This window comes from Burkholderia sp. MSMB1589WGS, assembly GCF_001636105.1.
GTDB classification, from domain to species: Bacteria; Pseudomonadota; Gammaproteobacteria; order Burkholderiales; family Burkholderiaceae; genus Burkholderia; species Burkholderia humptydooensis.
On sequence record NZ_LNJT01000008.1, the window covers coordinates 1,299,267 to 1,324,694 of the forward strand.

The 25,428-nt window shown below is 67.0% G+C and carries 22 protein-coding genes; 3 read left to right on the forward strand and 19 right to left on the reverse strand.

Annotated elements, in window-relative coordinates:
* Window positions 1–11 precede the first annotated feature (11 nt).
* From WT16_RS23520 to WT16_RS23555, 8 genes are all read right to left on the reverse strand, one after another.
* Window positions 12–1,919, reverse strand: coding sequence for an extracellular solute-binding protein (locus WT16_RS23520; RefSeq protein WP_063534344.1), 1,908 nt, complete (start codon window positions 1,917–1,919; stop codon window positions 12–14).
* A gap of 237 nt (window positions 1,920–2,156) precedes the next feature.
* Window positions 2,157–4,988 carry a TonB-dependent receptor gene (locus tag WT16_RS23525; protein WP_063534345.1) on the reverse strand — a complete coding sequence of 944 codons (2,832 nt, stop codon included), beginning with the start codon at window positions 4,986–4,988 and terminating at the stop codon, window positions 2,157–2,159.
* A 285-nt stretch (window positions 4,989–5,273) separates the two neighbouring features.
* Window positions 5,274–5,849 carry an XRE family transcriptional regulator gene (locus WT16_RS23530; protein WP_006028311.1) on the reverse strand — a complete coding sequence of 192 codons (576 nt, stop codon included), beginning with the start codon at window positions 5,847–5,849 and terminating at the stop codon, window positions 5,274–5,276.
* 178 nt (window positions 5,850–6,027) lie between these two features.
* Entirely contained in the window at window positions 6,028–7,227 is a 1,200-nt protein-coding gene (locus tag WT16_RS23535) for a tetratricopeptide repeat protein (protein ID WP_063534346.1), read from the reverse strand.
* Between the two features lie 17 nt (window positions 7,228–7,244).
* Entirely contained in the window at window positions 7,245–7,676 is a 432-nt protein-coding gene (locus WT16_RS23540; RefSeq protein WP_015602703.1) for a biopolymer transporter ExbD, read from the reverse strand.
* Window positions 7,677–7,685: 9 nt separating this feature from the next.
* Window positions 7,686–8,108, reverse strand: coding sequence for a biopolymer transporter ExbD (locus WT16_RS23545; protein ID WP_015604144.1), 423 nt, complete (start codon window positions 8,106–8,108; stop codon window positions 7,686–7,688).
* A 13-nt stretch (window positions 8,109–8,121) separates the two neighbouring features.
* Window positions 8,122–9,018: a MotA/TolQ/ExbB proton channel family protein gene (locus tag WT16_RS23550; RefSeq protein ID WP_063534347.1), complete on the reverse strand. Its 897-nt coding sequence runs from the start codon at window positions 9,016–9,018 to the stop codon at window positions 8,122–8,124.
* A gap of 73 nt (window positions 9,019–9,091) precedes the next feature.
* Window positions 9,092–9,790: an energy transducer TonB gene (locus WT16_RS23555; RefSeq protein ID WP_059934507.1), complete on the reverse strand. Its 699-nt coding sequence runs from the start codon at window positions 9,788–9,790 to the stop codon at window positions 9,092–9,094.
* Between the two features lie 446 nt (window positions 9,791–10,236).
* On the opposite strand from WT16_RS23555, the gene WT16_RS33925 reads away from it, so the two are divergent.
* From WT16_RS33925 to WT16_RS23565, 3 genes are all read left to right on the forward strand, one after another.
* Window positions 10,237–10,593: a hypothetical protein gene (locus WT16_RS33925; RefSeq protein ID WP_156521486.1), complete on the forward strand. Its 357-nt coding sequence runs from the start codon at window positions 10,237–10,239 to the stop codon at window positions 10,591–10,593.
* A 124-nt stretch (window positions 10,594–10,717) separates the two neighbouring features.
* The gene (locus WT16_RS23560; RefSeq protein ID WP_006028317.1) at window positions 10,718–12,118 is read left to right on the forward strand and encodes a cache domain-containing protein; all 1,401 of its coding nucleotides are present in this window, start codon (window positions 10,718–10,720) and stop codon (window positions 12,116–12,118) included.
* Window positions 12,115–12,762, forward strand: a complete 648-nt coding sequence (locus tag WT16_RS23565; protein ID WP_063534348.1) for a response regulator transcription factor — start codon at window positions 12,115–12,117, stop codon at window positions 12,760–12,762. Before WT16_RS23560 ends, WT16_RS23565 begins: the two co-directional genes overlap by 4 nt.
* A 71-nt stretch (window positions 12,763–12,833) precedes the next feature.
* On the opposite strand, the gene WT16_RS23570 is transcribed toward WT16_RS23565, so the two are convergent.
* From WT16_RS23570 to WT16_RS23620, 11 genes are all read right to left on the reverse strand, one after another.
* Window positions 12,834–13,430 carry an ABC transporter substrate-binding protein gene (locus WT16_RS23570; protein WP_006028319.1) on the reverse strand — a complete coding sequence of 199 codons (597 nt, stop codon included), beginning with the start codon at window positions 13,428–13,430 and terminating at the stop codon, window positions 12,834–12,836.
* 211 nt (window positions 13,431–13,641) lie between these two features.
* The gene (locus WT16_RS23575) at window positions 13,642–14,382 is read right to left on the reverse strand and encodes an iron-containing redox enzyme family protein (protein WP_009916121.1); all 741 of its coding nucleotides are present in this window, start codon (window positions 14,380–14,382) and stop codon (window positions 13,642–13,644) included.
* A 33-nt stretch (window positions 14,383–14,415) separates the two neighbouring features.
* Window positions 14,416–17,034: an EAL domain-containing protein gene (locus WT16_RS23580; RefSeq protein ID WP_063534349.1), complete on the reverse strand. Its 2,619-nt coding sequence runs from the start codon at window positions 17,032–17,034 to the stop codon at window positions 14,416–14,418.
* 139 nt (window positions 17,035–17,173) lie between these two features.
* Window positions 17,174–18,268: a triacylglycerol lipase gene (locus tag WT16_RS23585; protein WP_231892105.1), complete on the reverse strand. Its 1,095-nt coding sequence runs from the start codon at window positions 18,266–18,268 to the stop codon at window positions 17,174–17,176.
* Between the two features lie 104 nt (window positions 18,269–18,372).
* On the reverse strand, window positions 18,373–19,137 hold the full coding sequence (locus tag WT16_RS23590) for a 4'-phosphopantetheinyl transferase superfamily protein (protein ID WP_041861997.1): 765 nt from the start codon (window positions 19,135–19,137) through the stop codon (window positions 18,373–18,375).
* Between the two features lie 71 nt (window positions 19,138–19,208).
* Entirely contained in the window at window positions 19,209–19,607 is a 399-nt protein-coding gene (locus tag WT16_RS23595; protein WP_006028324.1) for a DUF4345 domain-containing protein, read from the reverse strand.
* Between the two features lie 38 nt (window positions 19,608–19,645).
* Window positions 19,646–20,944 carry a hypothetical protein gene (locus WT16_RS23600; protein WP_063534351.1) on the reverse strand — a complete coding sequence of 433 codons (1,299 nt, stop codon included), beginning with the start codon at window positions 20,942–20,944 and terminating at the stop codon, window positions 19,646–19,648.
* Complete coding sequence (locus tag WT16_RS23605) at window positions 20,941–21,723, reverse strand: outer membrane lipoprotein-sorting protein (RefSeq protein WP_063534352.1); 783 nt, start codon at window positions 21,721–21,723, stop codon at window positions 20,941–20,943. The genes WT16_RS23600 and WT16_RS23605 overlap by 4 nt, the downstream gene beginning before the upstream one ends.
* Window positions 21,724–21,779: 56 nt before the next feature.
* The gene (locus WT16_RS23610; RefSeq protein ID WP_063534353.1) at window positions 21,780–23,231 is read right to left on the reverse strand and encodes an FtsX-like permease family protein; all 1,452 of its coding nucleotides are present in this window, start codon (window positions 23,229–23,231) and stop codon (window positions 21,780–21,782) included.
* Window positions 23,231–23,932 (reverse strand): ABC transporter ATP-binding protein, encoded by a 702-nt coding sequence (locus tag WT16_RS23615; protein ID WP_015603498.1) that lies wholly within the window; start codon window positions 23,930–23,932, stop codon window positions 23,231–23,233. The genes WT16_RS23610 and WT16_RS23615 overlap by 1 nt, the downstream gene beginning before the upstream one ends.
* A complete protein-coding gene (locus WT16_RS23620; protein ID WP_063534354.1) occupies window positions 23,932–25,404 on the reverse strand; it encodes an NAD(P)-binding domain-containing protein in 1,473 nt (490 codons plus the stop codon). The genes WT16_RS23615 and WT16_RS23620 overlap by 1 nt, the downstream gene beginning before the upstream one ends.
* Between the last annotated feature and the right edge of the window lie 24 nt (window positions 25,405–25,428).

Sequence of the window (25,428 nt, forward strand, 5' to 3'; positions counted from 1 at the left end):
GTCGCTCCCCGCTACGCGGCCGGGCCCGGCTTCGACGCGGCTGCGCCGCTCGCCGGCTGCTTCCGGAACCAGTAGTCGATGATCCAGTCCTCGTATTGATAGGATGCCGGAATGACGGACGGATGCCCGTACGTCGTCTTGTAGGCGATCCGCGCGTTCGGCAGGTAGTACTGCGGCACGAGGATGTACAGGTTGATCAGCACGCGGTCGAGCGCGTGCGTCGCCGTTTGCAGATCGTCGAGCGTATCCGCCGCGAGCGCCGCGCGAATCAGCGCGTCGACCGCCTTCGAGCGCACGCCCGGATAATTCTCGGAGCCGACTTCTGACGCCGCCGCGCTGCCGAAGCGGCGCACGAGCTCCGCGCCGGGAATCGTGACGGGCGGATAGATGAACGTCGTCATGTCGTACTGGAAGTTGTCGAGGCGCTTCTGATACAGCGCGCTGTCGATCTCGTGCATGTACGCGCGGATGCCGAGCATGCCGAGCGCCTGGATGTACGGCAGGATCAGCCGGTCCATGCCGGGCTCGTCGTCCATGATCTCGATCGTCATCGGCGCGCCGCTCGCGTCGCGCAGCGCGCCGTCGCGATAATGCCAGCCGGCCTGCGCGAGCAGATCACGCGCCAGCTTCAGGTTCGCGCGCAGCGAGCCGGGCGGCAGCGTCGTCGGCTGCCTGACCATCGGGCCGAACACTTCGGGCGGCAGCTCCGCGCGGAACGGCTCCAGCAGCGCGCGCTCCTTGTCGCTCGGCAACCCGGACGCGCCGAACGGGCTCGCTTCCCAGAAACTGTTCGTGCGGCGGTACTGGCCGTAGAACATCATCCGGTTCATCCAGTCGTAGTCGAACGCGAGCGCGAGTGCGTGACGCACGCGCACGTCGCGGAACTTCGGCTCGCGCATGTTGATGAGGAAACCCTGCATCTGCGCGGGGCCGTCCGCGAACTCGCCCTTCTTCAGCATGCCGTTGCGGAAGTTCTTGCCGACGTAGCGGCGCGCCCACTGCGTCGAGCTGTATTCCATCCGCACGTCGACGTCGCCCGCCTTGAACGCCTCGAGCATCGTGTATTGATCGAGGTACAGCTTGAACGACACGCGCGCGAAGCGGAACATCCCGCGCCGCGCCGGCAGATCGGCCGCCCAGTATTGCGGATCGCGCGCATAGACGATCTGCTTGTCGTTCTTGCGCTGCTCGATCCGGTACGCGCCGCTTGCGATCGGCGGAACGTTCACGATCTGGTCGAACGGCGGCCGCGTGCCGTCCGGCCGCTGCCCCCATTTCGGCGAGAACACCGGCAGATCGCCCGCGATCAGCGGCGCCGCGCGCTCGGGGCGCCTGAAATCGAAGCGGACCGTCAGCCGGTCGATCACCGTCGCGCGCTTGATGATCGCGAATTGCGCGTTGACGAGCGGCGACGCCTGCGGGCTCGTCAGCGTATCGAACGAATACTTGACGTCGGCCGCCGTGATCGGATCGCCGTTCGAGAAGCGTGCGGCCGGATTGATGTGGAACGTCGCCGAGCCGCGGTCGGGCGCGACGTCCACGTTGTCCGCGATCAGCGGATATTCGGAGGCGAGCTCGTCCCAGCTACGCTGCATCAGCGTGTCGAACATCAGGTTCTGGATGTCCGGCGCGGGCGAGCCGCGCACGAGGAACGGGTTCAGCGAATCGTAGCTCTGCGCTTCGTTGTAGTTCTCGAAATTCAGCACGCCGCCGTTCGGCGCGTCGGGGGCCGCATAGTCGAAGTGCGTGAAGCCCGGCGGATACTTCGGCTCGCCGTATTGCGCGAGCGCCGTCGCGGCAACCGCGCTCGACGGCGCAGCGGCGCAGGCGGCGAACGCCGCGCACACGACGGCCGCGATTCGCGCGGTCGCCCGCACGCGCGTCGCGAAGCGCGCGACGGTCGGCAAACGCAACTTCATGGGTCTCATCGTCACCTGCGTATGATCGCATCGGCATCGCGCCGATGCGGAGTCAATTCGAGCGGCGCGCACGGCGCAAGGCGCGCTTCGCGGCTGACGCCGCGCGTGCGGTTCGCATCATCGCGATTCATGGCCAAGCCGTCGCCGCCCGGCATCGGGCAAAAAGAGGCCGCTCCAAAGGGGTGGTTAGGGAAGCGGAGCGGCCCGTCGAATGCCGAAGGACGATGCGGGGCGGCGTCAGAACCGGTACGTCGCGCCGACCTGGATCACGCGGCCGTAGTACATGTACAGCGACTGGTCGTAGCCGTTCTGGTTGAGCGCGTTTTGCCAGACCGGATCGAACGGCGGCGCACGGTCGAAGATGTTGTTGATCCCGCCGTACAGCGTCCAGTTCTTGAAGCCGGTGTAGCTCGCGTACAGGTTGAACTGGCTGTATGACCCGACGTGATCCGCCGCCTGCGTCGGCGCGGCTACGCCGAGCGCCTGCGCGTACGGCCCCGTGAATTCCCAGCTCAGCGTCGCATTCCACTTGCGATACGCCCAGTTCAGCGACGTATTGCCCTTCCAGCGCGGAATGCTCGCGCCGAACGGCTGCGTGATTGCAAAGTTGTTGCCCGCCGAATCGACGGTCGCCGCGCCCGGGAAGCCGATGTTGAAGTGATGCACGTACGCCCAGTCCGCCGACAGCGTGAACGTGCCGTACTTCGTCGGCAGCGCCTGGCGGAACGTCATCTCGAAGCCGTCGGTTTCGAGCGTGCCGAGGTTCTGGTACGGCAGCACGACGTACGTGATCTGCCCCGTCACCGGATCGCGCACGACCTGCGACGGGTTGTTGGCCGCGACGACCGAGTTCAGGCTCGCCTGGCCGATCACGTTATCGATGAAGATCTTGTAGAAATCGAAGCCGAAGTCCGTGTAGCGCGTGGGCGAAGCCTGGAAGCCGATGTTGATGTTGCGCGTGCGCTCGGGCTGCAGGCTCGTGTTGCCGGTCTGCAGCGTGTTGATGAGCGAGTTGCCGTACGTTTGCAGGCCGATGTTCTGCGAAGGCGTGTTCTCGACGAACGTCGGCGCGCGGAAGCCGCGATTGTACGAGCCGTACATCGTGAATTCCTTGATCGGCTGATAGCGCAGCGCGAAGCGGGGCGAGAACGCGCCGCCGAAGTCGCTGTAATGGTCGTAGCGGCCCGACTGGCTGAACGTCAGGTTCTTGATGATCGGGATGTCGAACTGATAGTAGACCGCCGCGACGTTGCGCGAACCGCTCACCGATTGGGTGAGCGGATTCAGGACCTGCCCGCTCAATGCCTCGGAACCCTGGCCGATGAACTCGCTTTCATGCAGGAACTGCGCACCGAGGCCGAAGCCGACGTCGCCCGTGGGCAGCTTGAACAGGTTCGGCGTCGACAGCGTCGCGTCGAGCGCATCGAGCTTCGATACGCCCAGGTTGCTCGTCTTCATGTACAGGCCGTTGAACGCGTTCGGCGTCGCCGACGGATTCGCGAAGTTGAGCGTGCCGTTCTGATAGATGTCGTTGACGACGGATGCGTTCAGCACGTTGTTGAACGTGTTGGACACGACGCTCTGCGAGTGCGTGTACGCGGCCGACCAATCCCAGTCGCCGTACGGCAGCGCGAACGAACCCTTGACGCCCGTCGCGGCGCGCCAGAAGTTCGAGCTCGTCCGGTCGGACGCCGCTGCCGGGAACGTATACGCAAGCGGCGTGTCGACGCCGAACGGGTTGTACGGATTGCTCGCCGGCACGACCGAATTGAACTGGCTCAGCTTGCCGGTCGCCGGATTGAGCACGAGGCTCGGTGTCGTCGGGCTGCCCACCGTCAGCACGCCGTTGTTCTGCACCGTCGTGTTGTTGCTTTCCCACAGATCGGCGAACGCGGTTGTCTTGTCGTCGATCTTGAAATCGGCATGCACCTTCGCGCTCAGGCGCTCGGTCCACGGCGCGATCGACGTCGACTCCGCCGAGTTGAAGCCGCACACCGTGCCGCCCATGCCGGCGCCCGCGCTCAGATAGTTGCTCGCGGCGGGTCGCACGGCGCCGCCGAACGGGCAATTGCTCAGCGCCTGCGCGGTCGCGCCGCCGTTGGTCTGCCAGAACGAAGGCGCGAGCAGCGACAGGCCGCCCGCGCGGTTCGTGAAGTCCTGGTTCTTCGTCGTGTCGCGATCGGCGATCGTGAAGCCGTTCGACTTGTAGTAGCTCGCGGCCGCCGTGATGTTGAAGCGGTCCGAGTTCAGATTGCCGAAGCCGCCGAGAATGCTGAACTTCGTCGTGCCGTCGCCGCCTTGCGTCGCGCCGGAGTAGCTGCCGTCGAGTTGCAGCCCCTGGTAATTGTGCTTCGTGATGATGTTGACGACGCCCGCGATCGCGTCCGAGCCGTACTGCGATACGGCGCCCGTCTTCACGATCTCGATGCGGTCGATGATGTTCAGGGGAAGCGTGTTGAGGTCGAAGAACGTATCGGTGCCGTTCGACGCGAACGCGTACGGCGCGACGCGCTGGCCGTCGACCATCACGAGCGAATATTTTTCGCTCAGGCCGCGCAGCGCGATGCCCGCGCCGCCCGCCGCGAAGCCGTTCGTCTGCCCTTCGCTCCAGCTACTCGCGGAGTTCGCCGACACGCCGCGCAGGAAGTCCGCAACGTTCGTGTAGCCGCTGTCCTGAATGTCCTTCGCGGTGACGGTCTGGACTTGCTGGAAGCCGACCTTGTCGGCGCTTCGAATCAGCGAGCCCGTCACTTCGAAGCGCTTGATCTGTGCGACGCCCGGCTTCGCTTCCGGCGCGGCGGGCGGCGTGCCCGTCGCGGCCGCGCCGGAAGCGGGCGCGGGCGCGGCCGCGGCAGGCGCGGAGACGGCGCCCGCCGCGCTCGCCGCGCCCGTCGCGCCAGTCGCCGCGTCCGCCTGAGCGAGCGCGATGCCCGAGCCCTGTGCAGGCGCCGCGGCGGCGCCCGGCGCCGGCTGGCTCTGCGCGAACGCGGGCGCCGCCAGCGTGGCAGTCAGCGCCAGTTCGGCCCAGACGATCCGCTTGATCGCCGACGCCAATATTCTTTGCTTCATCTTTCCCCTCTCACTCGTCAGTAAGACCCCACCCGTTGCGCGCGGCAATCTCTTGAACTCCGCGCCCGACTCGCGGCGCTCGCGCACCGCCCCCGCTGCTGCCCGACTGCCCGCCGGACGCCGCCAACCGATCGACGCGCCTGCGTCGTCACGATCGTTTCGCTTCTTTTCAATTTGTTAGGTTCCCGAAATTTCCACGATGAATGAAACCGCTTTGCATCGGCGTTTCCTTTCATCACGACATCAGGAATCCATCCGTATTGCTTCGGGAACCGCCCGGCACGCTCAGAACAACCGGGGCGTCCCCACCCAAACCACCAGCGCCTCGCTGTCGCCGCCGTTGCGCCATGCATGCGGCGTCGTCGATTCGTAATGCGCGGTATCGCCCGCCGCCAGCGTGAACGTCGCGCGCTCGAGCGTCAGCTCGACGAGGCCGCTCACCACATACAGGAACTCCTCGCCCGCATGCGTCGTGACCTCCGAAACCGGCTGCCCGGCCGGCATCCGGACGAGAATCGCATCGAGCTGCCGGCCGTCGACGAGGTTCGTCAGACGCGCGAACGCGTTCGTCGAATTCGCGAGGCTGAAGTACCGGAGCGCCTCGTTGCGGCATACCGATCGCGCCTCCGTCGGCGCATCGACGAAGTACTGCATCGTCACGCCGAGCGCGCGAGCGATGCCGACGAGCGACGTGATCGACGGCGTCGCGCGTCCGCGCTCGACCTGCGACAGAAACGGCTTCGATAGGCCGGCCGCCGCCGCTGCTTCGTCGAGCGTGAGCCCGAGCCGCTGCCGCAGCGCCCGCATCTTGTTGCCGATCGAGGCTGCGACTACTGCCGATTCGTCGAGTGGCAAAACCATGACAAGGCACAATCCCGCGATCAAGAATCGTTTGTGTTGAGGAAGCCGGCGCCTGCAACGCGCACGCGCCCCGCGATACGACACCGTTCGTTTCGCCGATCAGCAAAGCCGCTCCTTTCCCGTGATTCGTCGACAGCCGCCATTTCCCGCGCTTCGCGAGGCAGCACGCGCGCGGCCGCTACCTCGACGCGACGAGCGCCCACAACCGCGCGAGATCCGCCGAACCGTCGCTGCCTCGCACGCTGCGGAACGTCTGCACGGCGCGCGCCTTGTCGCCCGCGACGTAATACGCCTCGCCGAGCCGCAGCCGCGCTTCGTCGACGTGCTCGATGCCGCCCTTCGCAAGCGCTGCCTCCATCGCCGCGATGCCTTGCTTCGTCTGCCCGGCGAACACGAGATTCATCCCTGCGTCGATCGGTGCGACGGGATTCGCGCTGTCGGCCGGCGACTGCGCGCGCTTCGCCGCGAGCGCCTGCAGCCGCTTCTCGCGATCCGCGCCCGCATCGCGCCCGAGCACGCCGGACGCAAAGCCCTGGTCGATCACCTGCTTCGCTTCCGCCGCCGCGCCCGCGACGAGCGCGAGCTGCGTCATCTCCATGTACGCGTCGGCGCCGTTCAACGCGCCCGTCGCGCGCCGCAAGCGGTACATGTCGAGGTCGAGCGACGACAGATAGCCGGGCTTGTCGCGAATCGAACGGAACAGTTCGTCCCAATACGCCGGATTCGGGTGATACGCTACGAGCTTTTCGAGCGACGCCCGATAGGCCGCCCCGTCCTTCATCTTCTGCGCGCACGTGCCGAGCATCTGCAACTGCGCTTCGTCGGGCGCGCGCCCGGCGCGCGCCTGCGCCTCGACGCCCGGCTTGAGCTGGCTCACCACCGCCGCGCAGTCGTTCGACAGGTAGTACGACTGAACGAGCAGCGTGCGCATGTCGGGATCGCCGCCCCCCGCCTTCAGATAGCGCTGCGCGATCCTGATCGCCTGCGGGTAGTTCCGCTGCTGGAAGTAGACGCCTGCGAGCGCCGCCGTCGTGCGCTGCTCGTCGTCCTTCGACAGCCGCCCGGAACCGAGCACCGCCTCGTACGCCTGGATCGCCGCGCCGGCATCGCCCGCCGCCATCGCGGCCGCGCCGCGCATCTGCTCGACCATGTAGGTCTCGTATGGCGTCTTGTTCGGCACCGCCGCGGCCTGCGCGATCTTGCCGAGCGCGTCGCGGTACTTGTGCGCGCGATACAGGTCCTGCGCGGCACTGAGCGGCCGCGCGACGTCCGGGCGCAGCGATTCGGCGGCCGCCGCCGCGCCGAACGGCGCGGCAAGGACGCAGCAGCCCCCGAGCGCGGCCGCCAGCACGGCGCACTTCAACCATCGTTGGATCATGGGAAACGCTCGCTTCGTTATTGCATGTACTGCTCGTTGCCGATCAGCCCGATCTTCGTCGCCCCGATGCGCTGCGCGGACGCGAGCACCGCGGCGACGTCCCTGTACGGCACGAGCTTGTTCGGCCGCAGATGGATCTCCGCCTGCACCGGCTCGGCCGCGACCTGCGCGAGCTTCGCCTCGAGCGCCGCGCGGTTCGGCACGAGCGCGCCGTTCCAGGTCGTCGTGCCGTCGAAATCGATGTCGATCTGCACGATCTCGGGCTGCGTCGCAGGCGGCGGCGGATTGCCGATCGGCAGATTCATCTTGATCGAATGCATCTGGATCGGGATCGTGATGATCAACATGATCAGCAGCACGAGCATCACGTCGATGAGCGGCGTCGTGTTGATGTCGACCATCACGTCCGGCTCGCCGCCGCCACCGCCTGAAGATACATTCATTCCCATCGTCGCCTCCTAGCCGCCGCGCGCGGGCGGTTCCGTGATGAACGAGACTTTCGCGATGCCGGCCCGCTCGCACGCGGTGATCACGCGGCCGATGAACTCGTAGCGCGTGCTCTGATCGCCGCGCACGTGCACGTCCGGCTGAGGGTTGATTGCCGACACCGTCTTCAGCTTCGACAGCAGCGTCGGCGCATCGACGAGCGTCTCGTTCCAGAAGACGTCGCCGTCGCGATTGACCGCGATCTCGACGCTCTTCGGGGTGGTCTGCAGCGGCTGGATCGTCTCCTTCGGCAACTGCAGTTGGATCGTGTGCGTGACGACCGGAATCGTGATCAGGAAGATGATCAGCAGCACCAGCATCACGTCGACGAGCGGCGTCGTGTTGATGTTGGAGATCACTTCGTCGTTATCGTCCTGCCCGACGCTCATGGCCATGGCGCACCTCGCTTCAGCGGACGAGCGACGCGGCCTGCACGTTCGCGCGCGGCAAGCGCTTGCCGCCTGCGAGCAGCACCGTGTGCAGTTGCGCGCCGAAGTTGCGCACGCGCTCCATCACCGACTTGTTGCGACGCACGAGGAAGTTGTAGCCGAGCACCGCGGGCACCGCGACCGCCAGGCCGATCGCGGTCATGATCAGCGCCTCGCCCACCGGCCCGGCGACCTTGTCGATCGACGCCTGGCCCGCGATGCCGATTGCCGTCAGCGCGTGATAGATGCCCCACACGGTGCCGAACAGCCCGACGAACGGCGCCGTCGAGCCCACCGTGCCGAGAAACGCGAGTCCGTCCTGCAAGCGATTCGATACGTTCGTGATCGCGCGCTCGACCGACACGTCGATCCACGTATTGCGGTCGACCGCTTCGAGCAGCGCTTCGTCGTGATGCTCGCCCGCCTCGATCGCGGTTTCGGCGATGAAGCGGAACGGCGACGCCTCGTCGAGCCGCTTCGCGCCTTCGGCGAGCGACGGCGCGCTCCACAGCTGCTCGTCGGCGACCTTCGCGCGGCGGTACGCGCGCAGTTGCTCGAGGAACTTGGTGATCATGATGTACCAGCTACCCATCGACATCACGACGAGCAGCAACAGCACGAAGCGCGCGACGAAATCGCCGTTCTTCCACAACGCGCCGAGGCCGTACGGATTCTCGACTGCTTCGGTCACGGCCGGCGCGGGCGGCGGCGCCGGCTGCTCCGCGCCGCTCGCCGTCTGCGGCGCCGCTGCCGCGGACACCGCGGCCGCCGCGCCGCTCGCCTGCGCGAAAGCCTGCTGCGGCGCGACAAGCGCGTCAGCCGCGGCGACGGAGATCAACATGCTTGCCGCCAGAGCGGCCAGTGAACGCTTGGTCATACCCCACTCCAAATTTTTTCGTTGAACTGACTAACAAGGTTCGAACCTGATTCCGGCCGGCCCGCGCACGGGCTCAGTTCAGGTTGAACGAGAATGGAACCTGCACGCGCACCGGCTGCCCCTGCGCCAAGCACTTGAACTGCCTGACCGCATTGAACGCCGCACGATCGAGCACCGGGTCCGCCGATTGCGCGACGCGTTCATTCGTGATGTGACCTTGCGCGTCGACGACGAATTCGATCGTCACGTCGCCCGTGACGTTGTTTTCCTGGGCTTCCTTCGGATACTGCATCGACGCGCGAATCTGGTCCGAATTCGGACACACGACGCCCACTTCATGGCTGACGGCCTTCGCGGGCGCCGGCGGCGCGGCCACGGGCGCCTGGACGGCGGGCGCGGACGGCACGGGCGCCGCCTGATGCGTGATCGTCGGCTGGGGCGGCGCCTGCACCGGCACTTCCGGTGGCGGCACGAACGGCGGAGGCGGCGGCGCGAACTTCGGCGGCGGCAGCTTGACGGTCGGCATGGGCGGCGGGGGCGGCGGCTTCACCGGCTCGATGATGCGCGTCTCGATCGGATGCTGGATGACCTGCACGACCTTCGTCGCGAGGCCGTTGAGGAGCGCATAGACCAGCACGACGTGCAGCGCGAGCACGATCGCGAGGCCGCCGAAGCGCCGGGCGGGGTTCTGCTGCTTGTTGCCGAATTCGCGCACGCGACCGAGCCGGGCGAGTCCGTCGTTTGAAACAGCCAAGCCATCGTCGACTTTCATACCCACTTCCCCCAAAGCACGATTCGTCCGGTCATCCGGCCGCGGCGCAGCGCACCGGATCCGTCATTCGCCCTTTACCCGAAAGCTTTCAATTTGCTTTGGAATCCAAATTATCAGATTCGGTATGCGGCGCGAATTCGATCGATATGACGCTATTGATTTATTCCCTGCCAGCCGAATGCCCGATTTCGCTGTTTCAGCAACACCTTTCAGACAGCCTTGCGTCAACCGGATGCTTGCACACCATTCGTCAGACAAAATGCACGATCTTCACCTTCTTCAGGCAGCCTGACAGTAAAGGCCTGTCTTGGGTGCAGAAGATAGCAAGGAAAAAATTTTGCCGTCAAACTTTATTTGATGTGCCCACACAAAATTTGGAGCATTTATTCGAAATACAATTTAGTAAGCCATTTGAATTGAAACTGTCGACAAAGTAATTGTTTTGTATGGCGATGATATTCGATTATCTGATAAGCAGCGCTATTCGCTTGTTTGGTGCACTGCAAAGCGAATCTTCCTTTTTTGGTGCATCTCTGCATTTCGATCATTTCCCGTGCGATTGCAACGCCTCGCCTGTCTTTCATCTCTTCAAGTTGATTCGTATCTCTAATCAATTCATCGAGGCAGGCGGCCCGGAAGATCTGCGTCGCCCGTTCGAACCGCCGTCACGCACGCGCCGCGCGCCGTCAAATCGACTGGACGATTCTTCCGCTAGAATGCGCTCGGCGACATGCGCGGCGCCCCAACGACAACCACGAGCCGCCCGCCGACATGAGCCAATCCCGGCGATGGAAACCAGATGAGACTCGCGCGCGACATCATTGCAGGCGGCGCGCCGCCGACCGCACAGACAACCGACGCCGCGCACGCGCGCGCGCCCCGTCGCGCCTGCGCGACGCGCGCACCGATGAGCGGACGCCTGCCGCGATGAGACTGAAAATCAAGATCTTCCTGCTCGCGATCGTGCCCTTCCTCGTGACGATCGCGGCGATCGGCCTCGGCGTGCGGCAGCAGGCAACCGTGCTCGCGCGCACGCAGCACGCGACGATCGAAGCCGCGTATCTGTCGAGCAAGGAAATCGAACTCAGGCATTACGTCGATCTCGCGACGAGCGCCATTGCCCCGCTGTACGAAGCGGGCCGCGCGAACGCGCGCGACGACGCGCTGCTGCGCCAGCAAGCGCTCGCGATGCTGCAAAGAATGGAATTCGGCCCCGACGGCTACTTCTTCGTGTACGACCTGCACGGCAATTCGCTGATGCATCCGCGCGAGCCCGAGCGGGTCGGACACAATTACTGGACGCTGCGCGATCCGCAGGGCTCGCTGACGATTCAGCAGTTGATTGCGGCCGCGTCGCGCGGCGGCGGCTACGTGCGCTATGTCTGGCAGCGCCCGTCGACGGGCAAGCTCGCGCCGAAGCTCGGCTACGTCGTTTCGCTGCCGCGCTGGGGCTGGATGGTCGGCACCGGCATCTATCTCGACGATGTCGGCACCGCGCTCGCGCGGGTCGATGCGCGCGCGTCGGCGAACATCGAGCGCACGATGACGTGGCTGAGCGCGATCGCGCTCGCGGGCGCCGCGGTCATCGCGCTGTGCGCGCTCGTGCTGAACGTGAGCGAGTCGCGCAGCGCCGACGCGAAGCTCAAGCGCCTCGCGCAACAGGTCGTCGAATCGCAGGAGCAGGAGCGCGCGCGTCTTGCACGCGAGCTGCACGACGGGATCAGCCAGATGATGGTGTCGGCGAAGCTGATGTTCGAATCGGCGCTCGAGCGCTTCGCACGCCTGCCGGCGCGCGAGAACGCGGCGGAAGCCGCGCTGTCGAAAGGCATTGCGCGGCTCGGCGACACGCTGCGCGAAGTGCGCCGCATCTCGCACGCGCTGCGTCCGACGATGCTCGACGATCTTGGCCTCGCGGCCGCGCTCGATCAACTGGTGCGTGAGCTCGGCGCGGAAACCGGCGTCGAGCTCGGCTTCACGCAGGTCGAGCACAGCGGCGCGCCGCCGCTGCCCGCGCCCGTGAAAACGGCGCTCTTTCGCATCGCGCAGGAAGCGCTGACGAACATCCTGCGCCACGCGCACGCAACGCGCGCGGCCGTCACGCTCGAACTCTCGTCGCGCGAAGCCGCGCTGACGATCGCCGACAACGGCCGCGGCTTCGACGCCGGGCGCGCGCAAGCGGACGCGCGCGGCGGCGTCGGCCTGCGCAACATGCGCGAGCGGCTCGACGCGCTCGGCGGCACGCTCGCGATCAGCTCGCAGGTGGGCCATACCGTCGTCGCCGCGCGCGTGCCGCTGTCCGGCGCAGACTCAACAGGAACCACGCGATGACCACTGCCTCTTCCACGCCCCGCACCGCGCGCCTCTTGCTCGTCGACGATCATCCGCTCGTGCGCGACGGCCTGAAGATGCGCCTCGAGGCGGCGCCCGGCCTCGCTGTCGTCGGCGAAGCGGGCAATGCGGACGAGGCGCTCGCGCTCGCCGAATCGCTCGCGCCCGATCTCGCGCTGATGGATATCGGCATGCAGGGCATGAACGGAATCGCGCTCGCCGGCGTCTTTCACGCGCGCTTTCCGGCGATTCGCGTGCTGATGCTGTCGATGCACGACAACGTCGAATACGTAACGCAGGCGGTGCGCGCGGGCGCGAGCGGCTATCTGCTGAAGGATTCGCCCGCGACCGAGATCGTGCGTGCGATCGGCGCGGTGCTCGCCGGACAGACGTTCTTCAGCGAGGGAATTGCCGCCAGAATGATTCATGCGAGCGCGGAAGCATCGCCGCTCGATCGGCTAACGCCGCGCGAGCGCGACATCCTCGATGCGCTCGCGCAAGGGTTGTCGAGCAAGCAGATCGCGCAGCGCAACGGCCTGTCGGTGCGCACGGTCGAGACGCATCGGCTGAACCTGAAGCGCAAGCTCGACATCGAGGGGCAGGCAGAACTGATCAAGTTCGCGGTCGAGCATCGCAGGCAGTAGACGCCGCGCCGCAAAGCCAAAGGGCGCCGAGGCGCCCTTTGGCATGACGAATGCGCAACCCGCCGGCGCGCTCAGTTCGCGCGCGCGTTGTGCTTCGTCAGGAATGCGATCAGGCCGTCGATGCCGCCCTGAGAGAGCTGCGCCTTGAACTGCCCCTGGTAGACCTGGATCAGCCACGCGCCCGACATGTCGATGTCGTAGATCCTCCAGTCGTTGCCGATCTTGCCGAGCCGGTAGCCGACCGACTGGCTGTCGCCCGGCGTCGTCACCGTGGAGCGCACGAGCGCGTCGGCGCCGCCCGCGCCCGCCGCCTTGAACGTGAACTTCGCGTCCTGGCTGCCGAGCTGCGCGAGCGATGCCGCGTACGTGCGCGTCATCAGAATCCGGAATTGCTTGTACAGCTCCTGCTGCTGCTGCGGGCTCGCCTGCTTCCATGCGTCGCCGACGGCGATGCGCGTCGTGCGCTCGAAATTCGTCGCGGGCAGGAAACGCGCTTCGACGATCTGCGTGATCTTCGCCATATCGCCGCTGCGCGCGACGGGATCCGCCCTCATCGCGCCGACGGTGCCCTCGACGGCGTTCTTGACCACCTCGACGGGCGCGGTTTGGGCGAATGCCGAAACGGACACGACGGCCGCGGCCACAAAAGCAAACAGATGACGTTTCATGCGTGTATCGAACCAGGAGGAAAACATGCCGGACGCGGCGAGGCGCCGGCGCAGACAGAACAGTATACCGAGCTTGGCGCGCTCGCGCGGCGCCGTGACGGTCTGTTACCGAATAGTCGAAATATTTACGATGCAGCGGGCGGACCGCGACGCGCACTCGCCTCGCCGTCGCCGGCCGGACACCCCTTCGCCAGGCGACGACGCGTGAGACTCACGCGTCGAGGCAGCAGGACAGGCTCATCTCGAAGTAGCGGAAACTGCGCTCGATGCCGGCCGCGACGTCGCGCACCTGCTCCGTGCTCGGCGATTGACCGAGAATCGTCGCGACGATGTCGAGCGCTTCCCACGGATGCTTGTCGTCGTAGCTCGAATGCAGCTTCAGCCAGCGCATCGCGCGGCCGCGCACCGCTTCGGGAAAGCCCATCTCGTAGACGTCCGAGCGGCACAGGTCCGCGCTCCATTCGCCCGTCACGCCTTCGATCGCATAGTTGGTCGCCGCGACGCTCGCCGCGAGCGTATCCGCGCTGCTGCTCTTCCAGCACCAGTGGCTGAGCGCGAGCGCGGCGGGCGGACTGCCGCCGTCGATCAGTTGCCGGCGCGGCACGCCGCTCGCTTCCGCCCAGTTCACCCAGTGCTCGACGTGATTCAGCTCGACACGGATGTTGCGGATCAGATAGCGGCGCGCCTTCTCTTCGCCGGACGAGTTCGTGCCGTTCGCCTTCAGCAGGTTCATCGACATGTACTTCGGAAACTGCTCGACGACGGGCCAGCCGTTCACGAAGAACGCGGCGAGCTGCCGCGGCGCGAGGCGGCCGTCGCGCATCAGCGAGAATACTTCGTGAAAGCGCACGCGGTCGCGCGCCGCGCGCACCGTGCCGACCACGTCCTGTAGCCAGTGCGGATAGCTCCCGATATCCATCAACTCGCCGTCGCGTTCAAAAGGGATATGCAATTTCCTCTCCTTGGATAAAGTCATCGGACCACGTCAATAGCCGCCCTCGCGCCACGGCGAAGGCTGTGCAAAGAAATATCCCTGGCAGAAGTCGATGCCGAGCTCGCGCAACATCCCGAGCTCGGCCTCGGACTCGACATGCTCGGCGACGGTGCTGCAACGCATCGAGTGCGCGACTTCGTTGATCGCGCTGACGACGCCGTAGCTCACCCGGTCCGACATCATGTTCGACACGAACTCGCCGTCGATCTTCAGATAATCGATCGGCAAGCTGCGCAGATAGCGAAACGACGACATGCCCGCGCCGAAATCGTCGAGCGCGAAGCGGCAGCCGATCGCGCGCAGCTCGCCCATGAAGCGCGACGCGAGCTCGAGATTCTTCACGGCGATCGTTTCGGTGATCTCGAAGCAGATCACCGAAGGCTCGAGACCGGAGCTCACCAGCTCGGCGATCACGAATTCGAGAAAACGCTCGTCGGAGATCGACGCCCCCGACAGGTTCACGTTGTACTCGTGGTACTCGCGCGCGGGCAGCGCGCTCAGCTTGCGGAACACCGTGCGGATCACCCAGCGGTCGATGAGCCCCATCAGCCCGTAGCGCTCGGCGGCCGGCAGGAACGCGGCGGGCGAGATGTCGCGGCCCGCGTTGTCCGTCATCCGCAGCAGCACCTCCGCGCGCCCGGGCGTCTGCGAATCCGGGCATGTGTGGACGATCGGCTGCAGGTACAGGCGGAAGCCGTCGGCTTCGAGCGCGGTCTTGATCCGGCGGCTCCACTGCACGTCGCCGACGTGGCGCGCCTGCTGCAGATCGCTCGGGTCCGCGAGCTGGATGCGGTTGCGCCCGCGCTCCTTCGCGATGTAGCACGCGATGTCGGCGAGCTTGACGGCCATCTCGAGACTGCACGGCGCGCGGCAGAGCTCGAGCACGCCGATGCTGACGCTCACCGTGAAGCGCTCGCCTTCCCACAGGAACACGAAATCCTCGAGGCTGCGGCGCAGCCGCTCCGCCTTGTTCTTCGACGGCCACGAACCCGCGCCGCGCGGCAGCAGCACGCCGAACTCGTCGCCGCCGAGCCGCGCGAGCACGTCGTCGTCGTCGAGGCAGCTCTGGAAGCGCTGCGTGACTTCGCGCAGCATCGCGTCGCCCGCCGCGTGGCCGCAGGTATCGTTGATCTCCTTGAAGCGGTCGAGATCGAGCATCAGCAGCATCGAGTCGGCGCGGTCCTTGCCGGACGTCGTGCCGGCGAGCGCGATCTCGAGCCGCCGCTCGAACTCGACGCGGTTCACGAGCCCCGTCAGCACGTCATGCGTCGCCTGCCACGCGAGGCTTTCGAGGAACTGCTGCTCGCGCGTCATGTTGCGCAGGATCAGCACGTAGCCGATGTGGCCGTGCATGCGGTCGCCCATCTCCGAAATCGTTGTCTGCACAACGATCTTGGAATGATCGCGGCGCAGCAGATGCACCTCGCGCTTGATCGGCGTGCGCTCGTCGCGCGCCCAGAATTCGTCGACGATGTCGACCGCCTGCCCAGTCTCCTTGTCGAGCAGCATCAGCACGCTCGACACCGGCGCGCCGACGCACGCGGCGGCCGAATAGCCGAGCAGTTGCTCGGCCGCGTTGTTGATGAAATCGACGTTCTTCGCGAGCCCGACCGTGATCACCGCCTCCGCGACCGAGCTCAGCGCCGCCTCGGCGAACGCCTCGCTGCGATCGAGCGCGTACTGGATCGACAGCCGCTGCAACGCGGCCTTGCGCGCCCAGACGAGCGCGAGATACATCAGGAACATCGACGCGACGAAGTAGCAGACGAGCAGCAGCGCGACGCTCGAGCGGAATTCGTCGCTGAACGCCTTCGAGAAGCGGTCGGGCAGGCCGGACACGCGCTCGTTGATTTCCCACGCGCGGTATTCGAGCGCCTTCACGCGCGGATCGCCGCGATGGCCGCTGCTGACGAGCGCGTGCAACTGGCTCGCGACGTTGCGGAACTCGGCGAGCTCGACGTCCGCCTGCATCCAGCACTGCAGCGCATAGTTGATCTTCGCGACCCAACTGAGCGCGGGCAGCAGCAGCGCGGCCGCCGTCGCGTCGGCCGGGTCGATGCCGCTCGCGATGATCGCCTCGCGCGCGCTCGCGCGATCGGGCGGCTTGCGCTGCAACGCGGTGCGCGCGATGCTCAGGCGATACGGCTTGTCGATCGCGGCTTCGTAGAGCTTGTACGCGCGCTCGTCGCCCGTCTCGGCGTAGCGGATCAGATAGATGACCGCATCCTTCTGCGATTTCGACCACGTGCTCTCGCCGCCGATGTAGACCCTGAGGAACGACACCACGGCAAGACTCACGATCACGACGCACACGAGCACCGACACCATCAGCAGGATCGGCCAGACGTCGAGCGCCGGCCTCAGTTCGGCCGCCTGGCCACCCCCGTCGTTCAAGCCGAGCACCTGTTCGCGCATGCTGGAAGTCCCGTTCATCGTCCACCTTGCCTGAGCCCCGCCGCCGCGCCGCTTCGTCGCGGCGGTCTCGTATTCCCCCGGCGCGCGCAAACGCCGGAAACGAACCGGCGGCGGCCCGTTGCCGGCCCGCCGCCAGATGCTCGAAGCGTGGCCTGTCACGCTATCGCTCGTATGGATCGTGCGTAGACTGGCCATCTTGCGCGCATTCGTCTGCTCGTCGCGTTACATATGAAGCGTTTGCTTCATGAATGCGCGTGCGCCGCCGCCCGCGCAAGCGGCGGCGCAATCGTCGGACAATCATACGACGCGCGGCGCGCCGCCGCTCAACCTTCTTTCAAACGCCCTGCAATTTCAGCCGGTTCGCATGCGTGCGCAGCACCGCGACCGGATCGGCCGCATACGCGCCCCGGATGCCGAGCAACTGATTGATCTCGTCGAAGTGGTTCCACTTGTAATCGGTCGAGATCACCGTTCCGTACAACGAACTGCAGGTCGACGTGAAGCCGTCGTTCAGCCCCGCCTGCCTGAGCGCCATGACGTTGCCGGCCGTCAGGAACACGAGCGTCGACGGGTCGAGCACGTTGGCCGGATCGATGAGCGGGACCGTGCTCCTGTCGAGCGCGCCCGTCGTCAGGCCGAGCACCGTGATCGGCTGGTACGCGCTGCCGCTCCACGAATACAGCAGGTGCACGTTGCCGCCGACCGTCTCGCTCGGCGCGCCCGTCGCGCATGCGCCCGGCGCGCCGAGGCCCGCGCTCGGGAACTGCGCGTTGAACTGCGTCGCATGCGGCGTGCTGAGCGCGTTCAGCGCGGCGATCGCGTCCTGATTCGTGTTGTGCGTGTGGCTCGTCAGGATTCCGAAGATGTTCAGCAACTGGCCGAAGATCGGCGTCGACAGGCCGGTCGGGTCGAGACTCAGCGCGCCGAGCACGAAGTCGGCGAACGGCGAGCCGCGATGCGGCGTCGCGATCGACGTCACCGATGCGACGAGATCCGGCGCAACCGCCGCGACGTAGCGCGACGTCAGTCCGCCCTGGCTGTGGCCGATCAGGTTCACCTTCTGCGCGCCGGTGACGGCGAGCACCTGCTTCACATACGCGAGCAGTTGCTCGCCGCGCCCGTTCGGGCCGAGGTCGCTCTGGAACCCGGACAGATCGGCGACGAACACGGTCGCGCCATGCCGCTGCAGATCGGACTGCATTCCGTACCAGTACGGGACGACGCCGAAGTAATCGTCGGTGCCCGTCAGCCCGTGGACGAGAATGATCGGGTAGCGCGTCGCCGCGTAGTCGTCGACCACGCCCGTCGCGGCATCCGCGTGCGCCGCCGGCGCGCCGAACGCGCACATCGCGGCGACGATCGCGGCCGCCCATGCATTTGCCAGTTTCTTCGCTGCGGCCCGCGCCGTCGCCGCGGCGCATCTCGACATCGACTTCATACCGATTCCCCTGTGTATTGCGTTACTCGAACGATGGCGCCCGCCCGTGCGCGTCGATCGCCGCGATCGCGACGCCGAACGAACCGCCCGGCGGCTCACCACCCCAAACAGAATCCGCGCACGTCCGCGCCCCGATCCTCCATCGCGACCGCGGCGCGCCATCCCGCGCCGAGCGCGATGTCGGCAACCGCCCAGCGCACGCCGTCGCTCACGCATTCGTCGCGCGCGGCCCGCCGCGCGGGCCAAGGCATCTCCAGCTCCCGCGGATCGCGCCGCAGGCCCGCGCCGTGCGCCTTCAGCAGCGCCTCCTTGCGCGTCCAGAGCTGCAACAGCAGCCGCATTTGCGCATGCTTCGGCGTGCGCGCGAACACGTCGCGCTCGCGTTCGCCGAGACTGGCCGCCGCAAGCGCGTCGGCGTCGAGCTTACGGCCGAGCGATTCGAGATCGCAGCCGACCCGCTTCTTCGCGACCGCCATCAGCACTGCGCCGCTCGCGTGGCTTACGCTGAATTCGAGATCGCGGCCGAACAGCACCGGTTTGCCGCCCGGCTCGACGTCGAACACGAGCCGCGCCGGATCGGCATCCAGGTACTCGCCGAGCACGACCCGCAGCATCGCCCGCGCGAACACGAACAGCTCGCGATGCGCGCCGTACCTGAGCCTCGCCGCGCGCTCGCGTTCGCTGAACGACAGGCAATCGCGCTTCAGGTACGACCCCGCTTCGTCCGCGCGGGCGCGCCACACGTGCACCTCGCCGCGCATCAGCCGCTCCGTGAGCGCCGCCGACGGCCGCGCGACGCTGAACCGCAGCGCCGCCGTATCGTCGCGCGGCATCGCGTGCGGCAATCCTTCCACCCTCATTTGTCAGTCAACCTAAGTGTTTCAAACGCTCGCCGGCCACGCCGGCCGCATGCCCCGCCCCGCGCCGTTCGTCAGGCAGCCGCCGCCGCGACGCGGCTTTGCCACCAGATGAACAGCGGCGCGCCGACGATCTCGAGTACGGTAAAGCCGATGAACGGAGCAAACGGTGCGCCGAGCGACACGAGTGAGATCAGACGGCCGAATCCGCCGGCGAAGATCATCGTCCACAGCGCGCGGAACAGCACGCCGTTGCGCTCGATGTTCGGGATCGTCCAGAACGCGCCGAGGCCGAGCCCGAACCAGACGCCAGCGTAGAAGCGCAGGTTGCTGTCGAGCGTCGCGTCGGCGGGCAGCGCGACGCCGAGCGATGCGTACAGCGGATCGTGGATGCCCAGCATGCCGAGCGTGCCGGTCGCGACCGGCACGGCCGCGAGAATCGCGGTGACGATTTGCAGGATGCGTTTGCTCATTGTAGGGTGGCCCTTATTATTGGACGATCGGCGACGTCCTATTGATAAAAAATGCCCAGCGCCTGCACGCTGCTCGCCTCGGGCATCGCGCCGAAGCGGCTCCACGAAGGTCCGGTCTGCCGCAGGAACTGCACGGCGACGTCGAACTTGTCGAAGCGCCGCCGCAGCTCCAGCCAGTACTGCTGCCCCGCGCCGGGATCGAGCTGCGCGAAGCCCGTCAGGTCGAGACGCCGCACGAACACGTTGCGCCACGCCGCCATCAGGAACACCCCGTGCCGCGACGGCAGCTCCTGCGCGGCGATCGACGTGCGCACCGCGCGCGCCCACGCATACGGATCGCTCGCCTGCAGCGCGCGCCACTGCGCAGCGGATGCGCCGCCGCTGTTGCCCTGCAGCTCCGCCGTCAGCGACAGGTCGATCGGCAGCGTCCACGTGAAGCCCACCGCCGAGCGCGTGCGAAATGCGCGATCGCGGTTGCCGCCGCCCGTCGCCGAGCCGATCAGCGACGGCCGCCAGCCGCCCGTCCATTCCGCATACGCGACGACCGCGTTGCCGAGCAGCACGCTCAGATTCTGCCCGAACTGCGGCGATTGTCCGCTCTCGCCGTACAGGACCCATTGCGGCTGGATCGCGGGCGCGATCCGCTGGCTGCCGACGAGCATCCAGCGATCGACGCCGTTCGTGCGCTGCAGGTCCGACGACGCGAACGGATCGCCCGGCACGCTGCGGCTCGCTAGCCGCAGCGACAGCATCAGCGCGATCGAGCCCGAATCCCAGACGCGCTGCGCGCGCACGGCGATGCTGCCGAGCCGGTTCGTGTGCCGGCTGTCGGGATCGGGCGGCACGTCGAGGCTCACCGCGCCCGCCTTGAAGAAATCGGTCGGGTTGTAGCCGATCGCCGCGCCGATGCGCTCGTTGATCCGGCCCGCGTCGATCGCCAGCAGCGGCGACGGCTTCCAGCTCGCATACGCCTCCTTCACGAGCGTCACGTCGCGGTGCGACGCCGCGCCGGAGGACAGCGGATCGAACCGGTCGAACCGCATCGCGAAATTCACGCCCAGCGTCGGCGTCAGCGCGTGCTCGAACTGGAATTCCATCGACAACTGATTGCGCCATGACGACGCAGCGTCGCGTCCGTCGCTCCAGCGAACGGCGTCCTGCACGCTGAACTTCCACGGGCGCGCCGTTTCCGGCACCGCGACGGGCGTCGCGTCCGCGAGGTCGAGCGCCGCGTTCGTCGCGTCGTTCGCCGCGGCCGCGTCGCCCGCCGCCGCGGCGCGCAGCGGCATGGCCACCGCGGCCGCGCAAATCAGGATCGCCAACGATCTGCGCGTCATTGCGCCTGGAAGCGGGGCAGGTAGTCGCGCTGCAGCCATGCGTCCGGAATGTCGCGCCACGCGTAGCCGGAAAAGCGCATCACCGTGACCCAGTTCGGATCGAGACCGTCGATGATCACGGTTTCGGTCGGACGCTCGACGCCGAGCTCGGCCGTATAGCGCCGATAGAACGCGCTCTTCAGCAGCCGGTCGCTTTCCGAATAGAACTTCGCCTTCACCGGCCGGCTGTTCGATGCATCGAGCCACATCTCGATCCGGTGGTACGTGAGGCCCGGCGCGTTGCCCGTCAACGAAAGCTTGTAGCAATGCCGCGTCTGCCGGTCGCCGTCCATCATGTCCTCGGCGCCTTTGAGCTCCGCCCGGTAATCGTGCGCGAGATTGACGGTCACGACGTCGCCGTTCGCGGCCTGCCCGAGCAGGCGCTGGTCCGGCGAGATGCGGATGCTTGCCTGGTTCGCCGGATCGTAGAACCACAGATCGTTGCCGTTCTTCAGCATCAGCTTGCCCGTGTCGCGCGCGGGCGCGACGAAGCGAACCAGCGTGCGGAACGCGCCGCCCGGCGCATCGGGCTTCGAGTAGATCGACAGCGTATTGCCGTCGACCTGCTTGCCGGAGCGGTATTCGGCAAGCGTCGCGGTCAGCACGAACGACTTCGCCGGAGTGCGGATCGCATCGCTTTCCGCGAGCAGCTTCTGCGGATCGGGCGCTGTCTGCGCGTGTGCGAGCGCCGCCGCGCAAAGGCTCATGCCGACCCACCATTGACGAAACAAGCGACGCACGCCACACCTCCCGATCGATTCGATCTTTCGTTGTTCAAACTGAAAACTTCCACCGCTCACGCGTAACGCAGCGCGTCGACGATCGACAGCCGCGCCGCGTGGCGCGCGGGCAGCCACGCCGACAAGCCGGCGACGAACGCGAGCCCGACGAACGTCAGCGCGATGAGGCGCCATTCGCCCCACACGCGCACCGTCAGCGCGACCGAATCGATCCGCGCGGGCGGCGTCCATGCGAGGCCGCTGTGGTTGACCGCGAATGCGAGCGCGAGCGCGACGAGCACGCCGATCGACGCGCCGACGACGCCGAGCAGCGCGCCTTCGCAGACAAACAGCGCCTGGATGCCGCCGCGGCGCATGCCCATCGAGCGCAGTGTGCCGATCTCGACGGTTCGCTCGAGGATCGCCGTGCTCATCGTGTTGCTGACGACGAACAGCACGATCGCGCCGATCAGCACGAACACGAAGCCGAAGATCATCGAGAACATCCGGTTCGTCTGGTCGTAGAACGGGTTCAGCGCGGCGAAGTCCAGCACGTCGAGCGGCTGGCCTTCGAAGCGGCCGCCGAACAGCTCGTCGATCCGCGCGCGCGCGGCGGGCAGTTGCGCGGTGTGCCGGAGCTGGATCTCGATCGCCGTCACGCGCGGCGCGTCGCCGCCATAGACGAGCCGCTGCGCGCGCGGCAGATGCATCGCGAGATAAACGTCGTCGAGTTCCTTCACGCCCTGCTGCTCGGCCTTCGCGACCGTGAAGCCGCCAACGTTCGGCGCGCCGTATGCGTTCGCGGCGAGCACTTCGATGTGCGTCGCGCTTGCGTGCTCGTCTTTCTGCTCGCTCTTTCGCGCGCCCGCCTCGGCTGCGGCGAGCGCGAGCACGTCGTCCGGCGCGTCGGCGCCCGGCGCATCGGCGGCCTGCGCGCCGGGCGCCGCGTCCGAAGCCGTCGCGGCTTCCTTCGCGATGTCGCCGTCGCCGCAATCGGGCACGCGCAGCGGCGCGCACAGATGCAGCACGCGCGCGACGCCATTGCCCACGATCGCCGCATCGGGCGCGGTGCCGACGAGCGGATACGGCTTCGGCGTCAACGGAAAGCCGTAGTCGTTCCATTGCTGCATCCGGTTCTGCTCGTCGGCGATCGCGCCCTGCGCGAGCACCGTGCGCGACACGCCCGCCTCGAAATTGCCCGCGATCCCGCCGAACTGCAGCGTCGGCGTGATCACCGCGATCATCGGCGCGAGCACCGGATCGTCGCGCAGCCGCGCGATCAGCCGCGCGTAGCCGCCGATCCCGTATACGACCGGATTGCCGCTGCCGTACTGGAAATAGCCGTGGCGCTGGATCTGCAGATGGCCGCTGCGCCGCACGAAATCGGTCTGCAATCCGAACGTGATGTCCTTGCTGAAGCCGCCGAACAGCAGCACCGCGCAAACGCCGACGATCATCGCGAGCAGCGTGGTGATCGAGCGCCGCCGGTTTCGCTGCAGGTTGCGCAGCGCCAACATGAACGTATGCATCAGCTTTGCGCCTCCTGCGCGATGCGGCGGCGCTCGACGATGCGCCCGTCGCGGATCTGCACCACGTCGTCGGCCGCGTCCAGCACCTGGGGATCGTGCGACGACACGATGAACGACACGCCGCTCTCGCGCTGCATCTCGTGCATCAGCGCGATGATCGCGCGGCCCGTGACGCTGTCGAGGTTCGCGGTCGGCTCGTCGGCGAGCACGAGCGACGGCCCCGCCGCGAGCGCGCGCGCGATCGCGACGCGCTGGCGCTGGCCGCCCGATAGCTGGCTCGGCCGGTGCGCGCCCTTGCCGGCGAGGCCCACTGCGTCGAGCAGATACGCGACGCGCTCCGCGCGCTCGCGCGCCGGCGTGCGCGCCATCAGCAGCGGATATTCGACGTTCTCGTACGCGGACAGCACGGGCAGCAGGTTGAACGACTGGAACACGTGCCCGACCTCGCGCGCGCGGAAGTCGGACAGCGCATCGTCGGACAGCGTCGCGGTGTCCTCGCCGGCCACGACGACGCGCCCCGCATCCGGCCGATCGATGCAGCCGATCATGTTGAGCAGCGTCGTCTTGCCGCTGCCGGACGGGCCGCTCAGCACGGTGAAGCGGTTCGCGTCGATGTCGACCGACACGCCGGCGAGGCCGGTCACTTTCACGCTGTCGAGCAGGTAGGTCTTGCTGACGTTCTCTACGGAGACGAGCGCCATCACGCGTCTCCCGTCCGCACGCGCGCGGCCGTGGCCGTGGCCGGCGCTTGCGCCGCGGACGCGACGGCCACGGGCCGCGCGTGCCGCGACGCGGCGCGCGAATCGGGCAGCGCGCGAATCAGCCGCTTCAGTTGCAGCCGGTACGCGAAGTGCTCGACTTCGATCACGTGCCGTTGCGTGTCGCTGAAATGAATCCCGCCGTTCCAGTTCGAGCGGTCGCGGCCGATCAGCCGGTCGAGCCGCGCGGCCTTGCGCGGCGCGGCGTCGCGCGCGCGCAGGTAGCGCGCGACGAGCTGCGCCTGATAGTCCATCAGCGGCCAGTTGCCGGTCGACGTCTGGAACAGGCCGATGAAGAACAGGTTCGGATGCGCGCGATCGAAGATGTTCAGATACAGGCGCGGCTGCATCTTGTCCCATTGCAGATACGACTGGTCGAGAAACGGGAAGCTCAACTGGAAACCGGTCGCGTAGACGATCGCGTCGATCTGCTCCTCGCTGCCGTCCGAGAACGCGACGCGGTCGCCCTTCAGCTCGACGACGTCCGGCTTCGCGACGAGATCGCCGTGCCCCAGGTGGTAGAACAGCGTCGAATTGATGATGAAGTGCGCCTCGAACAGCTTGTGATCCGGCTTCGGCAGCCCGTAGTCTTCCGGCTGGCCGGCCGTCGTCAGGCGCAGCAGGCGCTCGCCGAAGAAGCGCCGCGCCCATAGCGGCATGCGCAGCTTCAGCGGCCATTCGGCCCAGCGATCGGCAGGAATCCCGAACAGGAATTTCGGCCAGTAGAAGTAGCCGCGCCGCGTGCTGTGAAACACCGCGCTCGCGTGATGGACCGCCTCCACCGCGATGTCGCAGCCCGAATTGCCCGCGCCGACCACGAGCACGCGCTTGCCCTTCAGCGCGTCGGGGGTCTTGTACAGCGCCGAATGCAGTTGCAGCCCGTCGAAGTGGCCCGGATAGTCGGGCACCTGCGGCTTCGACAGATGCCCGTTGCAGACGAATACACCCTTGTAATGCCGCACCTCGTGGCCGTCGAGCTCGACGCGCCACGCGCCGCCTTGCGCGAGCGGCGCGACTTCGAGCACGGTCCGGTTGAACTCCGCGTGCCCGTAGACGCCGAAGCGGCGTGCGTAGTCGCGCAGGTAGGCGAGCGCCTGATCGCCGCGCGCGTAGGTCGGGTAATCGGCGGGCATCGGGTAGTCCGTGTATTCGGAGAACTCGCGCGAGCTGATCATGTGCACCGATTGGTAGATCGCGCTGCACGGCTTGCCGTAATACCAGGTGCCGCCGATGTCGTCCTCGCGCTCGATCAGGTCGAACGCGATGCCCTGCTCGCGCAGGTTCTTCGCGGTCGCGATGCCGGCCGCGCCGCCGCCGATGATGCAGTAGCGGTCGCCGCAATCGCGGATCGCCGGGGCCGCGGCCGTCGCGGCCGTCGGCGCGGCCGGGTTCGTCGTGGTGTTCGTCGTCGTCATCGTTGCCGTTCCTCCACTTGTGCG